This is a genomic window from Paenibacillus glycinis (assembly GCF_009909185.1).
Lineage (GTDB): Bacteria > Bacillota > Bacilli > Paenibacillales > Paenibacillaceae > Paenibacillus_Z > Paenibacillus_Z glycinis.
In genome coordinates this window covers 169,580-187,854 of the sequence record NZ_JAAAMV010000012.1, presented here as the reverse complement: position 1 = coordinate 187,854, position 18,275 = coordinate 169,580, and the positions used below count along the sequence as shown (strand labels likewise).

Here is an 18,275-nt window from a genome sequence, read left to right as displayed (position 1 = left end):
AGGAGCGGCCATGGACGCAAGCGTGGTGCCCCGGCGCGGCCGGCCATCGAGCCTGCTGCTTCGGATCAGCCTGCCGGTGTTCGCGCTCATCGTGACGCTCATCGCGTTGTTCGCGACGTCGGCCAGCTATATTCTCATTCGGGTGCAGAACGACCACACCCGCCAGATGGCGGAGCAGTCGATGAAATTCGTTTACCGGAACGTGGAATACCAGCTCGACACGATGAACAACATGGCGGCGTTCGTCGTATCGAACCAATCCATCGAGAATCTGCTCGAGAGCGCCTACCAGCAGCCGTTCGAAGCCGTCGGCGACCTGTTCACGCTCCAGTCCAACCTGCAGAACCTGTCGCTGCTCTCGCTCCTCAGCGACACCGGCTCGAAGAGCGTCGTCCAGCAGTCCTACGTCGTGTCCGTCGCGCTGGAGCCGGAGAGCGGGCTCTATCCCCTTGCGGCCGATCGTTTCGATCCCGTGACGGGCATCTTCAAGGACACGGACCTGCAGAACCAGGCGTGGTACCTGGCCTTGCGAAGCGGGGAGCGGCAAACCGTCTGGTGGGCGCAGAAGGCGGGACGCGCGGACGCGCCGATGATCTATTCAGCCACGAAGAAAACGAGCATCAAGGACGGCCGGAGCATCGCCACCGTCATCGTCGGCGCCGATACCGGAAGCATCCGGGGCGTGTTCGACAACGCCTCGCTGGCATCGGGCTACCATCTGCTCATGGATGCCGACGGCCGGGTCATCTTCAGCGAACGGTACGGATTTCTCGCCTCCGTCGGGGAGCTGCCATACGTGCGCGCATTAGCCGGTTCCGCGGGTTCGGTGACGGCCAAGATCGACGGCGCCCGGCATCGGGTCATGTACGAGACGCTCGAGAACGGATGGAAGCTGCTTACGGTCGTGCCGGAAAGCCACTTCAACCGGTACGCGTTCGCCATCTCGGCGATCGGCGGCATTACCGCCGCCGCCGCCCTGCTGATCGCCGGCGTCTGGCTTCGCCGGATCGTCGTGCGGGTGACCGTGCCGATCACGAGGCTGGCCCGTGCCATTCAGCGTCCGGAGGTGCTGGAATTCAAGGAGCCGCTGCCCGCCCAACGCTCGGGCATTTACGAGGTGGATGCGCTCAATGCGCAGTTCGCTTCCATGCTGGTCACCCTGCACGGGCTGGTCGAGAAGTCTTTCGCGGAGGAGATGGAGCGGCGCCAGCTGCAGCTGGAGCTGCTGAACGCGCAAATCAATCCGCACTTTCTGTACAACACGCTCGATCTGATCAACTGCCGGGCGATCATGGCCGGCGATCTGGAGACGAGCGCCATCGTCCGCTCGCTCGCGAACGTGTTCCGCTACGGATTGAACCGGGGGCAGGCTTGGATTTCCCTGGAGGAAGAGCTCAAGCAAGTCGAGGCTTACCTGCATATTCAGCGGATGATGATCGAGGACATGCGCATCGACGTTCGCGTGCCGCATGACCTGCTGCCCATGAGCATCGTGCATTTTATCCTGCAGCCGCTCGCGGAGAACGCGATCATCCATGGCTTCGCCGGCCGCTCGTCCGGCTGCCTGATCGCGATCACGGCCAGGCTGGAGGGCGGCATGCTGGTCCTGCGCGTGGAGGACAACGGAGCGGGCTGCGATCCGGACCGGATGAACCGCGCCCTTCGGGAACAGCCGGCTGCCGAATCGCATCCGGGCCGCGACGCGGTCGCCGACTCCGCCTTCGGGAGCGGCACGGGGTACGGCACGCTGAACGTGCACCGGAGAATTCAATTGTACGGCGGGAAAGCGTTCGGATTGCGTTACGTGGCGGCGGCCGAAGGGACCTGCGTCGAAGCCGTCCTGCCGATCCGTCCGCGCATGCCGGTTTAACAGAGAAGGAGGCGGAACCGATGTTCAAGCTGCTGATCGCGGAGGACGTGAAGACGGTTCGCGAGACCTTGGCCCGTTCCATTCCGTGGGAGAAGCTCGGCATTTCGCTGCTGGGCACGGCCGAGAACGGCGAAGAGGCGCTGGCTTGGCTGGATCGAGGCCGCGAGCAGCCGGACGTGCTGCTGACCGATATCGGGATGCCCAAGATGAACGGGCTCGCGCTCATCGAGGCGTTCAAGGCGCATAAGCCGGATATTCGCTGCGTCATTCTGTCCGGTCTCAACGAATTCGAGCATGCGCGGAAAGCGATCAAGCTGCAGGTGCAGGAGTACATCCTGAAGCCGATCGACCCCGGCGAGATCGCCGAGGTGTTCGCGAACGTCGTTCGGGAGCTGCGCGAGGAGCGGGAAGCGCGAAGCGGCGCGTCCGTTTCCGGGCATCCGCCGGGCGAACGGCCGCCGCGCCTGCCGGACGCCCCGCAGGCCGGCGAATGGTCCGGCGACCTGAAGAAGAGGAAGCTCGTGGACCAGGCGATCCGTTACATGAAGGCGCATTACATGCGCAAGGACTTGGCCTTGCCGGACGTGGCCGCCGCGGTAGGGCTCAGCGACAAGTATTTGAACGTACTCGTCAAGGAAGTGACCGGCGCGACGATCAATCATGCGATCATTCGTTTCCGCATGGAGGAAGCGGCGCGGCTGCTGCAGGATCCGTCCAACCGGATTTACGAGATTTGCGAGCGGATCGGCTACGCGGACCTGGATCATTTTCGCGAGGTGTTCAAACGGCAATACGGCGTGACGCCGACCGAGTACCGCAACGGCCATGCCTAGTTAAAGGCGTGAATGATTAGGATCATAAAGCCATGCGAAGCGGGAGCATCGCCCGCATGGCTGCCGAAGAGAGGGGCATACGAATGGATAGGAAAGCAGTGCAAGAATCGGCCGGGCGCGTATACGCTTATATGATGCACAGCCGCCCGGACGCGTGGGGAGACCATGCCTGGACCGATTGGGCCATGAATATCGACAGATGGGACTGGAACTCGGGCGTCGGCATCATCGCGGCGGCCGATTACGCGAAGACGGGCCGCGGAACGGCGATCATCCGCGAGGTCGAAGCCTGGATGACGCGCAACATCCGGCAATCCGGGGCGGCGATGGTCATTAACGCGGTCGCGCCGTTCGCCGTGTTCCCCGCGCTGCACGAGGAGACGGGCGAGTCGTACTACGCGGAGAAGAGCAGGCAAATCGCCGATTGGCTGATCGGGCAGGCGCCGCGCACGCGCAGCGGCGCGTTCGAGCACACCGTGACCGAGAACGCGTCGTTCGCGGAGCAGATCTGGGCGGACACCGTCTTCATGGCGGTGCTCTTCCTGGCCAGGACCGCGGGCATGACCGGGGACCGCCAAATGGCCGACGAGTCGATCCGCCAGCTGCTGCTGCATCTGCAGGCGCTTCAGGACGAAGAGACGGGCCTGCTCTACCACGCCTGGAACTGCGGCACGAACGACTGGATGTCGGCCGCGAAGTGGAATCGGGCGAACGCTTGGAACGCGGTCGGCGTTCCGATGATTCTGGAGGCGGCCGCGGCGGCGGACCATGACGCCGGACCGCTCGGCGAGATCAAGGAGCGGTACCACCGGCTCGCCGAGGCGCTCGTCGCGCGGCAGGGGCCGGGCGGATTGTGGCAGACCGTGCTGGACCGGCCGTCCTACTACGAGGAGACGTCCGGCTCCGCCGGCATCGCCTGCGGCTTGTACAAGGCGGCCCGGGCGGGACTCGTTCCGCGGGCGCTGATCGGCAGCGCCGAGCGGGCGGTTCCCGCCGTGCTGCGCCAGATCCGCGAGAACGGCGCGGTCGCCGGCGTCTCCGGCGGAACGCCCGTGCTTGCGAGCATCGAAGCGTACGACGCGGTTCCGATCTTCCCGACGCTGTACGGGCAAGGTTTGACGCTGATGCTGCTGGCGGAAGCGCTGAAGGCTTGACGGGCGCCGCGTATAGCTCGAGCAAAGGCCGGGAGGCGGACAGCGCTTTCGCCGATCCAGATTAGGTTGACGAGGGGCGGATTATCGCCTACTGACAGTGGCATGACGTTCAAGCCTGCCGCTCGGCAGAAGCCGGCTCTCTCGCTTGCCATCCGCGGGGGAGCCGGTTTGTTATTATTCTCGGCGCGATGTGCCATAATGAGTCGGCAGGCGCTTATTCCGCTGGCGCCAACGGGGCGGAGAGGCGCGGCCGATTGGCTTGAAGGAGGAGACGAATTCGCATGGGATTCCGGGATTTAGATTTGTTCAGCGGCGAATGGCTGCGTTTTGCGGCGGTCCGGCCGGACGATGCCGCGCAGCTGTCGGTTTTTACCGAGAGCTACGACTACATGCGCAATGTGGATACCGAATACGCGGTGCCGCTAACGGCGGAATATTTCGAACAGGCCGAGAACGGCAAAAACACGATCGAGTTCATGCTCCGGACGATCGAGGACGACCGGCTGGTCGGCTTCGCCGCGCTCCACGGCATCGAGTGGAACAACCGCTCCTCGCGCATGGCCGTCGGCATCGGCCATCCTGGCGACCGCGGCCTGGGCTATGGCCGGGATGCCGTCGACATGCTGCTGCGCTACGCGTTTCTCGAGCTGAACCTGGAACGGATCAGCCTGGAGGTGATCGCGTACAACGAAGCCGCCCGCCGAACGTATATCGGGGCCGGGTTCGTCGAGGAAGGCAGGCTTCGCGAAGCCGTTCTGCGCGGCGGTCGGCGCTATGACCTCATCGCGATGGGGCTTTTGGTCCGCGAGTGGGCGGCGCGCCAAGAAATTGCCGGCGAGGACTTGTAGCGTTGGCGGGCAACGCGTGAATCGCACCTCTTCGGTACAAATGAATGCAATGGCGGCATACGTGAACCTTGCCGAATCAAGGCTTAAAGCTTGCCTTTTAATACTGGTAATGATTGGGGAGTTTGCTATGCGCACCCAATGGAGTCGCCGCGCAGGGAAATCATATTGGACCAAGAGATAGCATTCGAGTGACCTCGCTCGCGGGAAAGAGAACCGAATAGGCATTACGATCAGGGCAGCCGCTACCGAACGGCTGTCTTTTTCGTGCTGCCGTGCGCGCCGGAGAGACTTGCGATTCGGATGAATTAGGCGGAAATCGAATGCGATTGAAACAAAACGGCGTTCCCGAACGATGAACTAGCAGGGAACTGAAAATTCGGATGGGGTGGAAGTGTCGATGAGCAGCAAGAACAAATTCGCGACGATCGTGGTGGTCGTCTTTCTGGCCATGGTCATCGCGGTCGGCGTCGTCGGGGCTAAGAGGTCGAAATCGGCGAATTCCTTGGAAGCCAAGACCGCGATGTCCGTCGAAGAGTTCAGCAAAGCGCCCGCGGATGCCGCGAATAAAATCATGCAGGATTATTTTGCGGCCGTCATGGCGCGGAACGAGAGCGGCGAAAGCAAGGAGGGGGACGCAACGGCTCCGCTCGGCTTCGAAATCATGCATACGGACGCGTCCGATTCCGAAGACATCAAGGTATCCGTTAAATTCAAGTACGCGGACGAATTCGATTATCCCGCGGTAGACTATCATATCGTGAAGAAGGCAGATGCCTACCAAGTCCAAAAACAACGCTGCGAATTCGACATGGATCCGGATTCCCCGAACAGAGGAACGGCAAAATGCACGAGCAGCAGCGCACAATAAGGGACGCGTCAGCGTTCGTTTAGAAAAGCGATCGCGCAATCGAAACCCTGACTTTCCATCTCGCAGGGATACGCGGGAACCGCGGCCGTGCCGCCTGCGTCCGCGGGCGGCACCAAAAAAAGTAAACAATCGGGACGTATCCCGTCCATGTGGGACGCTTACATTCGACTAAAAAAAGGATTGTCAAAACGAAACGATGCGATTATACTGTTCACAACGGTATGGAAGCGATACCATAGAAAACGCATTCGTTATTCTGGTATCGGTACCATATTTTTTATTCTTTTTCTGGTATCGATACCAGAGTGTCGTGTTCCGACTTATTTTTCGAGGGTGGTGGTAGGATCGGAAAGCATGTCGGCAGGTGAATAGGAAGTTGCGAATGAGGAAAGCTTTGAAGAAAGCGGAATGCAGTCATCCTATGAATGCACTTTATTTTCTAAAATTGGGGGAACGAGTCAATGAAAACAAAGTCCTTTGGTTTAACCGCCATCTTGCTGGCGTGCGTGCTGCTTGTCCTGACGGCTTGCGGTTCTAACGGATCCAACGGTTCCAATAACACGGCATCCGGTAACGGCAACGGAGAAAGCGCTTCAACCGAAAAAATTCCGCTGAAGCTATGGTACTGGAACGGCGCGATTTCCGATTCCACGATCGAAGCGGCGAAAGCGAAATTCCCGAACATCGATCTGCAGGCAGAGAAGCTTCCATCCGGGGACGACTATTTCACCAAGTTGAAAGCTACCCTCGTCGGCGGCGGGGACGGTCCCGATATCGTCGCGATGGACAGCTGGGTTTCCTCGATGTTGACGTATAAAGATAAATTCGTGAATCTGTACGACCAAGGCGCCAAGGACGTGCAATCCAAGTACTTGGACTGGAAATGGAAAATGGCCGCGACGCCGGACGATAAATATTTGATCGGCATGCCGATCGACGTTGCGCCGGTCGTGCTCTACTACCGCACGGACCTGCTGGAGAAAGCGGGCATACCGAACACGCCGGACGCGGTCAGCACCGCGGTGAAGACGTGGGACGATTATTTCGCCCTGCTGAAGAAATTGAAGGACGCGACGGGCGCCACGACGGGCAATATCGCCGACATCTACAACACGATCATGGGTCAAAGCAGCAAGTCGTACTTCGACGAGCAAGGCAACTATATCGGCGACCAAGCGCACGTGAAGAGCGCGTACGACATGTCGGTTAAAGCCGATCAGGAGGGCTTGACCTTCCCGTACTCCAACGGTTCCGAGCAAAACGCGGCCATCAACAACGGCAAAATCGGCATGTTCACGGGCGCTTCGTGGGCCGTCGGCGATCTGATCAGCGCGGCTCCGGACACGAAGGGCAAATGGAACATCGCGCATCCGCCGGGCGGCGCCGGCAACCAAGGCGGTTCGTTCTTCGGCGCGCTCAGCTCGACGAAGCATCCGAAGGAAGCCTATGAAGTCATCCAGTTCCTCGTCAGCCCGGAAAACCTGGTGACGGCATACAAGGAATTCGGCAACTATCCGTCGACGCCGGAGATCTACACGAGCCCGGACATGGTCAACAAGAATGAATTCTTCGGCAACCAAGACCTGAGCACCGTGTTCGCGGACGCCGCGAAAGACGTCAAGGTCGCGCACACCGATTCCCGCGACACGGTTGCGAGCACGGCCATCACCGACGCGCTCGTCGCCGTCGACAAGAAGCGCGATCCCGTCAAATCGTGGCAGGACGCGCAGGACAAAATCAAGAAACAGCTGTCCCACTAAGCGGATCCGGGACCGCAGCCAAGCTTGGCATTCATAACGGATGGAACGGGGAAGGGCGCAGGCCCTTCCCGTCCCAGCCAAGTAACGGAGGAATCGCATGGGAGGCCTTTTGAAAGACATCTACAAGAGCAGAGCGTTGTATCTGTTTATCTCGCCGTTTTATATTTTGTTCCTGGTCTTTTCCGTATTCCCGATCTTCTACTCCGTCTTCCTCTCGACCCACAAATGGGACGGCATCGGGGAGATGAAGTACGTCGGCTCCGCCAATTTCACGTACCTGTTCACGGATCCGACGTTCTGGCATGCGCTCGTCAACAACATCATCCTCTGGATCCTGGGGAACGCGCCGCAGCTGATCTGCGCCTTGATCGTCGCCTTCTTGATCAACATGGCCATCGTGAGGTTCAAGGGTTTCTACCGCATCGCTTATTTCCTACCGAATATTACGGCCATGGTCGCTGTCGTTATCATATTCCAGTCCCTGTTCGGCAACGAATACGGGCTGATCAATTTCCTGCTGCAGAAAGTAGGACTCTCGCGCATCGAATGGTTCAACTCGCCCTTCGCGTCCCGCGTCGTCATCGCGGCGATGATCTGCTGGCGGTACATGGGCTACAACGCCATCATCTACTTATCCGGCCTGCAGCGGATCCCGAAAGACCTGTACGAGGCGGCCGAGCTCGACGGCGCGTCGACGGTCCAGACGTTCCTGCGGATCACGCTGCCGATGCTGAAGCCGATCATCCTGTTCTCCGTGATGATGTCGACGATCGGCGGATTCCAGATCTTCACCGAACCGCAGGTTCTGGCAGGCACGCAATCCCCGTATCCCGGCACGGATACCGTGGTGCTGTACATGTTCCGGGAAGGCTTTACGTATCAGAACTACGGCTACGCGGCCGCCGTCTCGTGGGTGCTCTTCATCATCATCGGCCTGCTGTCGGTCCTGAACTGGAAAGTCTTCAATAAATCTGACGATTGATAACGAGGTGAATGACGGATGGGCAAGGCAATCCTGACTAAGAAGATCCTGCTGCACACCGTGCTGATGATCGGCGTGCTGGTATCGATCTTCCCGTTTTACTGGCTGGTCGTCATGTCGACGAACCAGACGAGCGCCATCTTCGCGTTCCCTCCGAAGCTGACGTTCGGCGGGTATTTCATGACGAACTTCAATCATGTCATGGATAACACCAATTTCATTCGCGCCCTCTTCAATACCATCTTCATCGCGGTGCTCAGCACGACGCTGCAGCTGTTCTTCAACTCGTTAACGGGGTTTACGTTCGCGAAGTTCCAATTCCCGGGCTCCAAGGCGCTGTTCTACGTCATGATCGGCACGATGATGATTCCGGGGCAAATGCTGCTCGTGCCGCAGTTCATGATCATCAAGGAGCTCGGCTGGGTCGGCGACTATAAAGCGCTGATCGTGCCGGGTATCGCCTCCGCGTTCGGAATCTTTTGGATCCGGCAGTACGCGCTGGCCATCCATAACGAGCTGCTGGAATCCGCGCGCATCGACGGCTGCAGCAAATTCGGCCAATACTGGCGCATCGCCCTGCCGATCCTGCGGCCGGCGCTGGCGTTTCTGGCGATCACGACGTTCATGGGCACGTGGGAAGATTACCTGTGGCCGTTAATTGTTTTGACGGATACGTCCAAATTCACTTTAATGTTAGCTCTCCAACAGTTAAAATCAGTTCATACGGCAGATTACTCCATGGTCATGACCGGCACGCTCATGGCAACCTTGCCGCTTATCGTCATCTTCCTCGTGGTCAGCCGGCAGTTCATCGCCGGAATCATGGAAGGAGCGGTCAAGAGCTAACGGGGCGATAACGACGCATGGATGAAGAAATTGGGGGCTTGATGAGCGTATGGCGCCGAAAATCAAAGATGTGGCGAAAAAGGCGGGCGTATCGGTTACGACGGTTTCGCGAGTGCTGAACGGCGAAAAGTATGTCAAAGACGACTTGAAGGACAGAGTGAAGCGGGCAATCGACGAACTGGGATATACGCCAAGCCATATCGCAAGGAGTCTCGTCCGGAAGAAGACGAATCTCATCGGGGTCATCGTGCCCGACGTGACGTCGAGCTTTTATTCCACCATCCTGAGCAGCATCGAGAAAACGGCGAGCATGAACGAGTATAACCTGCTGGTGTGCAACATCATCGAGGACATCGACAAAGAGCTCAAATACTTGAACGTGTTCAAGGAAATGCGCGTGGACGGCATCATCATCATGCACGAGAAGCTGAACGACGAGATCCGGGACATGATCCATAAGCTCGGAATCCCGATCATCTTCTCCAGCGTCAAGCCGACGGAGCAGGCGTTCGTCTCCGTAATCATCGACGACTACACGGCCGCTTACGACGCGACGCGCTACCTGATCGAGCTCGGGCATGAACGGATCGGCTTCATCGGCGGCGACATGCGCGACGTGACGTCGGGGCAGAACCGCTACATCGGATACTGCCGGGCGATGGCCGACAGCTCGCTGCCGCTCGTGGACGAGCATGTTCGTTTCGGCGATTACAAGACGCAAAGCGGGTACGATCTCATCCGGGAGCTGCTTGCGTGCGATAACCGTCCGACGGCCGTCTTCGCCGTCAGCGACGACATGGCGGTAGGCGCCATGAACGCCGTGCGCGACCAAGGGCTGGCGGTGCCGGACGACCTCTCGATCGTCGGCTTCGACGGAAGCCAGCTGACGGAGCTCGTGCGGCCGCGTTTGACGTCCATGGAGCAGCCGATCCAGGAGATGGGGAAGGTCACGGTCGAGGTATTGATCGACATGATCATGGATCAAGAAGACGCGCCTAGACAGGATGTCGTGCTGCGGCATCATCTCGTCGTGCGCGACAGCTGCAGGCAGCATGGATAATTAGCGCAGGCATCATTACATCGGAGTGGAAGAGGGAGAGAGACTTGAAGAAATTCGATGCTGTCGTCGTCGGAGACGTCAATATAGATCTTGTGGTAGTGGGGTACAGCCAGGTGCCGCAGCCCGGCCAGGAAGTGTTCGTGGATAACATGATGATGCACGTAGGCGGGGGAGCGGCGTTGTTCTCGCTCTCTCTCGCCAAGCTCGGCCTTGGCGTCGCATTCAACGGCGTATTGGGGGATGACAGCAACGGCAGCTTCATCCGGGAGCAATTCGCCCAATATGGTATCGATACCAGCCTCATTCAAACGAGCAAAACCCATCAAACCGGCATCTCGATCGCCTTCAATCCGGATACGGACCGCTCCTTCCTGTCCTATATGGGATCCAATCAGGAGCTGGCGCTCGAGCGGCTCGACCTCGAACAGATCGCGCAGGGGCGGCATGTCCATCTGACGGGCTACCGGGGCAGGGACAACCACGATCAGTTTCTCGCGATCGTCAAGCAGCTGAAGGAAAAGGGCGTTACGCTCTCCTGCGACGTCGGCTGGGACGATTCCGGCGAATGGTACGAGGGCATTTTCGAGCTGATGCGCCACGTCGACGTGTTCCTGATGAACGAGACCGAAGCGCTGCACTATACGCGCCGCGAGCGGATCGCGGATTCGCTCGCGCTCATGGCGGATCACGGCGGACATATCGTGGTGAAGCTCGGCTCGGACGGAGCCGTCGCGATGAAGGACGGCGTCATGACGCGGCATCCGGCGTTCAAGGTCGAGGCCGTGGATACGACCGGCGCGGGAGATTCCTTCAATGCCGGGTATTTGTACGGCTTCATCCAAGGCTTCGACGTCGAGACGTCGCTCAAGTTCGGCAACGCCTGCGGCGCGATGTCCGTCGGCGCGTACGGCGGGAGCACGGGCACGGCGGATTTGAACGGGCTGCGGGCGTTTCTGCAGCGGCACGAAGGCAGCCGCAGCCTGCCGCGGGCGATCTCGCAATGAGCGGGAGCGGTCGATATGGAATCGATACCAGATGAAAGTTTCGCAAAGCGGATGAATAAAGCGGATCTAACTTGAGCTGTCTAAGGAGGATGCAAGGATGAACGCGTTGCATATTCAAGGTGTGGATAAACCGATCTCCCGGCTGATCATGGGCACGGGCGACTTGCGCAAGCTGGAGGAGAACGAACGGCTGATGCTGCGCGCTTACGTGGACGCCGGCGGCAATGCGTTCGATACCGCCCATCAATACCGGGGCAGGGAGAAGCTGCTCGGCGAGTGGCTCGCCGAGGAGAAGCTGCGGGACAAGGTCGTCATCCTGACGAAGGGCGCCCATCACGACGACGGGAGTCCGGGACCGCGGGTGAACCCGCAGGCGATCCGGCAGGATCTGGCGGAAAGCCTGGAGCGGCTCGGCACCGATCACGTCGAGCTCTTCGCGCTGCACCGCGACGACGAGACCGTGCCGGTCGGACCGATCATCGAGGAGCTGAACGCGAACCTCGAAGCCGGGCGGCTGCGCGCGTTCGGCGCGTCGAACTGGACGCACGCGCGGATTCAGGAAGCGAACGATTACGCGGCCGCGCACGGCTTGACCGGATTCGCGTTCAGCAGCACGAACCTGAGCCTGGCCAAGCCGCAGGAAGCGCGGTGGCCCGGCGTCGTCTCGGCGGACGAGGCGACGATCGCCTGGCACGCGGCGAACGGCCTGCCGCTCTTGTCCTGGTCGGCGCAGGCGGGCGGATTCTTCTCCGGCCACTTCACGCCCGAGAACCGCGCGGACGAGGAGATGGTGCGCGTGTACTACAGCGAAGGCAACTGGGAGCGTTACCGCCGGGCCGTGAAGATGGCCGAGGAGAAGGGCGTCACCCCGATCCAGCTCGCGCTGTCCTACGTGCTGCATCAGCCGTTCGCCACCGGCGCGATCATCGGACCGCGCAATCCCGGAGAGCTGCTCTCCTCGGTCGAGGCGATGAATCTGCATCTGACGCACGAAGAAGTCGAATGGCTGGATTTGAAAAGGGAGGCGATCGCGCAATGATCAAGCATCAACTGGCCGCGCAGCTGTACACCGTGCGCAACGAACTGAAGAAGGATTTCGAAGCCGTCCTGCGGGACTTGGCCAAAATGGGCTGGGCAGCCGTCCAAATCGACGGCCTGCACGGCAACCCGGCGCGCGACATCGCGGCGGTCATGAACGAGCTCGGCCTCAAGACCGCCGGCATGCACGTCGGGCTGCCTCGGATGCGGGACGACCTGGACAACGTGCTCGAGGAAGCGCGTTTGTTCGGCACGCGGGATTTCATCTGCCACTCCCTGCCGGACGGATTGCAGAACCCGGAAGGGTACGCGAGCGTGAAGCATGACCTGCTGGCCGTCGCGGAGCGCGTGAAGGGAACGGAATTCCGGGTCGGCTACCATAACCACGATTTCGAGTTCCACACGACGATCGACGGCAAGTTCGCGCTCGAATACCTGCTCGAAGACCCGGCGGTATACGCCGAGATCGATACGTACTGGGTGAAGAAAGCGGGCCAGGATCCGCTGTCGTTCATCCGCGGCTACGCGAACCGGATGCCGATCCTTCACTTGAAGGACATGACAGCCGACGACCGCCAGTATTTCGCGGAGATCGGTTCCGGCGTCATCGACTTCGCGCCGATCCTGCGCTGGGGACTTGCGAGCGGCGTCGAATGGTTCGCCGTCGAGCAGGATTACTGCCCGGGCAGCCCGCTGGACAGCCTCGCGACAAGCCTGGAGTACCTGCTCAAGCTGGACGAAACGCTCTAAGCCGATTATCGCGATTTCCGCAGGAAAGCGAAGGGGAGGCTAACCCATGTTGTTTACGGAATCGAAGCTTGCGGCCCGGCTGCGCGAATTGAGCGAAACCCGCTATCGCGACGTCCGGCCTTTGGATAGGTTTACCGCGATCGAGGACGAGGCGGGCGCGAACGGCGCCCGTCCTCCCGCCTCCGGCGCGGCGTACGAATTGAACGTCGGCGATACGTGGCAGGGCCGCGACCGCTACGTATGGCTGTCGCGCGGCGTCGACGTGCCGGCGGAATGGGCAGGCCGGTCCGTGCTCGGCCGATTTGATTTCGGCGAGACGGGCGGGGGCAACAACGACGGCTTCGAATCGCTGTTTTATTGGAACGGCGTTCCGTACCAAGGCGTCGATTCGAATCATCAGGAAGTGTTCCTGCCGGAGGACGCGGCAGGCGCCGCCGGAAGAATGGATATTCGGTTGTGGACCGGCCTCGAAGGCGGCGGCAAGCCGCGCGACATGAAGCATACCGTGAAGCGCGCCGAGCTGTGCTGGCTGGACGAGCGGGTCGACGACCTCTATTATACGGGCCAAGCCGTGCTGGGCACGATCAAGGAGCTCGATCCGTCCCATCCCGACCGGGCCGCGCTCGTCAAGGCGCTCGACCGGGCGTTTCTGCTGATCGACTGGTCCTTGCCGGGCTCGGATGCGTATTACGAATCCGTCCATGCGGCGAGGGAGCTGTTGAACGGCGAGCTGGGCAAGTTCGACAAGCGCTCCCCGGTGACGGTAACCTGCGTCGGCCATACGCATATCGACGTCGCGTGGCTGTGGCGGCTGAAGCATACGCGGGAGAAGAGCGCGCGGTCGTTCTCGACGGTGCTGCGCCTGATGGAGCGTTTCCCGGATTATGTGTTCCTGCAAACGCAGCCGCAGCTTTATGCCTATATCAAACAAGATTACCCGGATATCTATGAGCAAATTCGCGAGCGGATCCGCGAAGGACGCTGGGAGATCGGCGGCGGCATGTGGCTGGAAGCCGACTGCAACCTGACGTCCGGCGAATCGCTCGTTCGCCAGTTCCTGTTCGGCACGCGGTTCATGCGCGAGGAGTTCGGCGCGGAAAGCACGTACCTGTGGCTCCCGGACGTCTTCGGCTATAGCTGGGCGCTGCCGCAGATCCTGCGGAAATCCGGCTTCGATACGTTCATGACGACCAAGATCAGCTGGAACCAGTTCAACCGGATGCCGAACGACACGTTCAAGTGGCGGGGCATCGACGGCTCGGAGGTGCTGACGCATTTCATCACGACGCCGGACGACTGGGAGGAAGCGAACGCGTTCTTCTATACGTACAACGGCTTCGTCACGCCGGAGACGGTCAAGGGCATCTGGGACGGCTACCGCGACAAGGAAGTCAACCAGGAGCTGCTGCTGTCTTACGGCTACGGGGACGGCGGGGGCGGCGTGAACCGCGAGATGCTCGAGATGCGGCGCCGTCTCGACGGCATGCCCGGCTTGCCGAACGTGAAGACGGGCCGCGCGGACGATTATTTCCGGCGGCTGCAGGACACCTTCGCTTCGACAGACCGCTACGTGCATACGTGGGACGGCGAGTTGTACCTGGAGTACCACCGCGGCACGTATACGAGCCAGGCGTACAACAAGCGGATGAACCGCAAGCTCGAGCTGCTGTACCGCGAGACGGAATGGCTGAGCGCGCTGGCCGCCGTGCAGCGCGGCGATTGGAGCCTCTACGGGCAGCGGGCGCTGAACGAAGGCTGGACGATTATTTTGCGCAATCAATTCCATGATATCATTCCCGGCTCCTCGATCGCCGAGGTCTATGCGGACAGCCGCGAGGAATATGCGCAGGCGCAAGCGATCGCGGACGAGGCTTGGCAAGAGGCGGCGGCCGCCATCAGATCCGGCCGCGCGGAAGCGGGCGCGATGACCGTGATGAACGGCTCGTCGTGGACGCGGCGCGAGCTCGTCGTGCTGGATGCGGCGAGCGCGCCGGCGGGCAGCGCATGGAGCGATGCCTCGGGCAATCCCCTGCAGGCGCAGTTGACGGACGGACGCTGGATCGTGGAATCTCCTGCCGTGCCGTCGCTCGGCGTCGCGGCGATTCATTACGCGGACGACCAAGCTTGGACGTCGGCATTCGCGGCGGAGACGCCGTTTGCATTGGAAGGCAGCGTGCTGAAGACGCCGCATTACGAGCTCGCGTGGAACGCGGCGGGGCAATTGATACGGATATACGATCTGGACCATGGGCGCGACGTGCTGGCCGAAGGCGCGCGCGGGAACGTGCTGCAGGCGTTCGAGGACAAGCCGATGCATTTCGACGCGTGGGACATCGATATTTTCTATCAAGAGAAGCTGCGCGAGATCACGGAGCTCGAGTCGGCCGAGCTGGTCGAGCTCGGACCGCTGGCGGCGACCGTCGCGTTCCGCTGGCGGTACGCCGGGTCCGTCGTCACGCAGAAGATGACCGTCTACGCCGGGAGCCGGCGGATCGATTTCCGCACGCATATCGACTGGCGGGAGCACCAGCAGCTGCTGAAGGTCGCTTTCCCGGTGGCCGTGCGCGCGACGGAAGCGACGTACGACATTCAATTCGGCAACGTCAAGCGGCCGACGCACTGGAACACGAGCTGGGACTACGCGCGGTTCGAATCGGTCGGGCACCAATGGGCCGACCTGTCCGAGCGCGGCTATGGCGTCAGCCTGCTGAACGACTGCAAGTACGGCTACGATATCAAGGACAACGTCATGCGCCTGTCGCTGATCAAGTCGGCGATCCATCCCGATCCGAACGCGGATATCGGGGAGCATGAATTCACGTACGCGCTGCTGCCGCATGCAGGCGATTGGTATGCGGGGAATACGGCGCAGGAAGCGTGGGCGCTCAACAATCCGCTGACGAGCGTCGCCGGCGCGCCCGCTGGGGGCACCCTGTCCATGTTCGCGCTGTCCGCGCCGAACGTGATGGTGGATGCCGTCAAGAAGTCGGAGGACGGCGAGCGGATCGTGCTGCGCGTCCATGAATTCGCGGGCATGCGCGCGAACGCGGAGCTCCGCAGCGATCTGCGGATCCGCTCCGTGCGGGAATGCGATCTGATGGAGCGGCCGCTCGCGGACGGCGCGACCGGAGAAAACCTTGGGAATAGAGCGGACGGCGAGGATCGGGCGAACGGCGCGACTCGCGAGAGCCGCGGGAGCCAAGCTATCGGCGGGGTTGAAGAGAACCCTCCGATTCGCGGGCGCGTCGCGAAGCATGCCATCGAACTGAAGCCGTACGAGATCAAGACCTTCCTGATCGAGCTGGAATCCGGCTCGACATCATCCGTGAACGGAGGCGGCAACGCATGAATACGATTCGACTGACGATGGCCCAGGCGCTTCTTAAGTTCCTGGACAACCAATACCTGTCCGCGGACGGGGAAGAGATCAAATTCGTCCGCGGCGTCATGGGCATCTTCGGCCACGGCAACGTGACGGGCATCGGCGAAGCGCTCGAACGGGCGTCCGGCGGGCTCGAATTCATCCAAGGCAAGAACGAGCAGGGCATGGTGCATGCCGCGGCGGCTTACGCCAAGCAGAAGAACCGCCGGCAGATCTTCGCCTGCACCTCGTCGATCGGTCCGGGCGCGCTGAACATGGTGACCGCGGCCGGCACGGCGACGGTCAACCGCATCCCCGTCCTGCTGCTGCCGGGCGACAACTTCGCCTGCCGGCAGCCGGATCCCGTGCTGCAGCAGCTCGAGGTGCCGAGCGATTATTCCGTCTCGGCGACCGATGCGTTCAAGCCGGTCAGCAAGTTCTGGGACCGGATCGTCCGCCCCGAGCAGCTGATGGCGTCGCTGCTGCAGGCGATGCGCGTCTTGACCGATCCCGCGGATACGGGCGCCGTTACGCTGGCGCTGCCGCAGGACGTGCAGGCCGAAGCTTACGACTATCCGGCCGCGTTCTTCGAGAAGCGGGTGCATTACCTCGACCGCCGTCCGGCGGCTCCGGATGCGGTCAAGCGGGCTGCCGAGGCGATCGTCGGCAAGCGCAAGCCGCTGATCGTCGCGGGCGGCGGCGTGCTCTACGCCGAGGCGACGCGAGCGCTGCTGCGGTTCGCGGAAGCGTTCGGCATCCCGGTCGCGGAGACGCAGGCCGGCAAGAGCGCCATGCCGTGGAACCATCCGCTCGCCCTCGGCGGCGTCGGCACGACCGGCACGCTGGCCGCGAACCGGATCGCCGCGGAAGCGGACGTCGTCATCGGCGTCGGCACGCGCTTCTCCGATTTCACGACGGCGTCCAAGTCGGCGTTCCGGAACCCGGACGCGGCGTTCGTGAACATCAACGTCAGCGCGTTCGACGCGGTCAAGCTGGAAGGCGCGGCCATCGCGGCGGATGCCCGGACAGGGCTTGCTGCATTGGCGGAGGAGCTGACGCTGCTCGGCTACATGAGCGGCTACGAGGAAGGAGCCGTCGCCGCGCTCAAGGCGGAATGGAACGCCGAGGTCGACCGTCTCTATGCGCTCGAAAGCGACGAAGGCTTGACGCAGACGCGCGCGCTCGGCGTCATCAACGCCTTTATCGGTCCGAAGGACGTCATCGTGGCCGCCGCCGGCAGTTTGCCGGGCGACCTGCACCGCGTCTGGCGCACGACCGAGCCCAAGACGTACCACATGGAATACGGCTTCTCCTGCATGGGCTACGAGGTCAGCGGGGCGTTCGGAGCAGCGCTCGCCGAGCCGGAGCGCGACGTGTACGCCTTCGTGGGCGACGGCAGCTACCTCATGCTCCATTCGGAGCTGGTGACGGCCATTCAAGAAGGCGTGAAGCTGACGGTGCTGCTGCTCGACAATCACGGCTTCCAGTGCATTCATAATTTGCAGCGCGGGCACGGCAGCGACGGCTTCGGCAACGAATTTCGTTTCCGCTCCAAGGAAACGGGCCGCCTGAGCGGCAAGTACATGCCGATCGACTTCGCAATGCATGCGCGCAGCTTGGGCGCTGCCGCCTATACGGCGCGCACGGCCGAGGAATTGGCCGAAGCGCTGCGCCTGGCCAAGGACGAGGAAGGTCCGGCGCTGGTGGAGATCAAGGTATTGCCGGGCACGAACACGGACGGCTACGAGTCGTGGTGGCATGTCGGCGTGCCGGAGGTGTCCGAGAGCGGGAAGGTCGTCGAGGCGCACGAACGGATGCAAGAGGCACTCCGCGCCGCGCGTCCGTATTGACGGCCGTTCCTAGGCGATTCATCGCATGAAATAGCTTGCACTTCGATACAT

Annotated in this window: 14 protein-coding genes; all 14 read left to right on the top strand. The window is 61.5% G+C overall.

Annotated elements, in window-relative coordinates; genetic code table 11:
* Positions 1-10 precede the first annotated feature (10 nt).
* The 14 genes from GT019_RS16460 to iolD all read left to right on the top strand — a co-directional run bounded on the left by GT019_RS16460 (position 11) and on the right by iolD (position 18,224).
* The gene (locus tag GT019_RS16460; RefSeq protein ID WP_161744278.1) at positions 11-1,870 is read left to right on the top strand and encodes a cache domain-containing sensor histidine kinase; all 1,860 of its coding nucleotides are present in this window, start codon (positions 11-13) and stop codon (positions 1,868-1,870) included.
* Positions 1,871-1,890: 20 nt separating this feature from the next.
* Complete coding sequence (locus GT019_RS16455) at positions 1,891-2,703, top strand: response regulator transcription factor (protein ID WP_161744277.1); 813 nt, start codon at positions 1,891-1,893, stop codon at positions 2,701-2,703.
* A gap of 83 nt (positions 2,704-2,786) precedes the next feature.
* A complete protein-coding gene (locus GT019_RS16450; RefSeq protein WP_235948333.1) occupies positions 2,787-3,857 on the top strand; it encodes a glycoside hydrolase family 88 protein in 1,071 nt (356 codons plus the stop codon).
* Positions 3,858-4,138: 281 nt separating this feature from the next.
* Positions 4,139-4,705, top strand: coding sequence for a GNAT family N-acetyltransferase (locus GT019_RS16445; protein ID WP_201755416.1), 567 nt, complete (start codon positions 4,139-4,141; stop codon positions 4,703-4,705).
* 397 nt (positions 4,706-5,102) lie between these two features.
* Positions 5,103-5,573 carry a hypothetical protein gene (locus tag GT019_RS16440; RefSeq protein ID WP_161744276.1) on the top strand — a complete coding sequence of 157 codons (471 nt, stop codon included), beginning with the start codon at positions 5,103-5,105 and terminating at the stop codon, positions 5,571-5,573.
* Positions 5,574-6,034: 461 nt separating this feature from the next.
* Complete coding sequence (locus GT019_RS16435) at positions 6,035-7,333, top strand: ABC transporter substrate-binding protein (RefSeq protein WP_161744275.1); 1,299 nt, start codon at positions 6,035-6,037, stop codon at positions 7,331-7,333.
* A 97-nt stretch (positions 7,334-7,430) separates the two neighbouring features.
* A complete protein-coding gene (locus GT019_RS16430; RefSeq protein ID WP_161744274.1) occupies positions 7,431-8,315 on the top strand; it encodes a carbohydrate ABC transporter permease in 885 nt (294 codons plus the stop codon).
* A gap of 18 nt (positions 8,316-8,333) precedes the next feature.
* Positions 8,334-9,161 carry a carbohydrate ABC transporter permease gene (locus GT019_RS16425; RefSeq protein ID WP_161744273.1) on the top strand — a complete coding sequence of 276 codons (828 nt, stop codon included), beginning with the start codon at positions 8,334-8,336 and terminating at the stop codon, positions 9,159-9,161.
* A gap of 49 nt (positions 9,162-9,210) precedes the next feature.
* A complete protein-coding gene (locus GT019_RS16420) occupies positions 9,211-10,221 on the top strand; it encodes a LacI family DNA-binding transcriptional regulator (protein ID WP_161744272.1) in 1,011 nt (336 codons plus the stop codon).
* A gap of 44 nt (positions 10,222-10,265) precedes the next feature.
* Positions 10,266-11,225, top strand: coding sequence for a carbohydrate kinase family protein (locus GT019_RS16415; protein ID WP_161744271.1), 960 nt, complete (start codon positions 10,266-10,268; stop codon positions 11,223-11,225).
* A gap of 97 nt (positions 11,226-11,322) precedes the next feature.
* Complete coding sequence (locus GT019_RS16410) at positions 11,323-12,264, top strand: aldo/keto reductase (protein WP_161744270.1); 942 nt, start codon at positions 11,323-11,325, stop codon at positions 12,262-12,264.
* A complete protein-coding gene (locus tag GT019_RS16405; RefSeq protein ID WP_201755415.1) occupies positions 12,261-13,013 on the top strand; it encodes a sugar phosphate isomerase/epimerase family protein in 753 nt (250 codons plus the stop codon). Before GT019_RS16410 ends, GT019_RS16405 begins: the two co-directional genes overlap by 4 nt.
* A gap of 46 nt (positions 13,014-13,059) precedes the next feature.
* Positions 13,060-16,362, top strand: a complete 3,303-nt coding sequence (locus GT019_RS16400) for an alpha-mannosidase (protein ID WP_161744269.1) — start codon at positions 13,060-13,062, stop codon at positions 16,360-16,362.
* Positions 16,359-18,224, top strand: a complete 1,866-nt coding sequence (gene iolD / locus GT019_RS16395) for a 3D-(3,5/4)-trihydroxycyclohexane-1,2-dione acylhydrolase (decyclizing) (protein WP_161744268.1) — start codon at positions 16,359-16,361, stop codon at positions 18,222-18,224. Before GT019_RS16400 ends, iolD begins: the two co-directional genes overlap by 4 nt.
* The last annotated feature ends 51 nt before the right edge of the window (positions 18,225-18,275 follow it).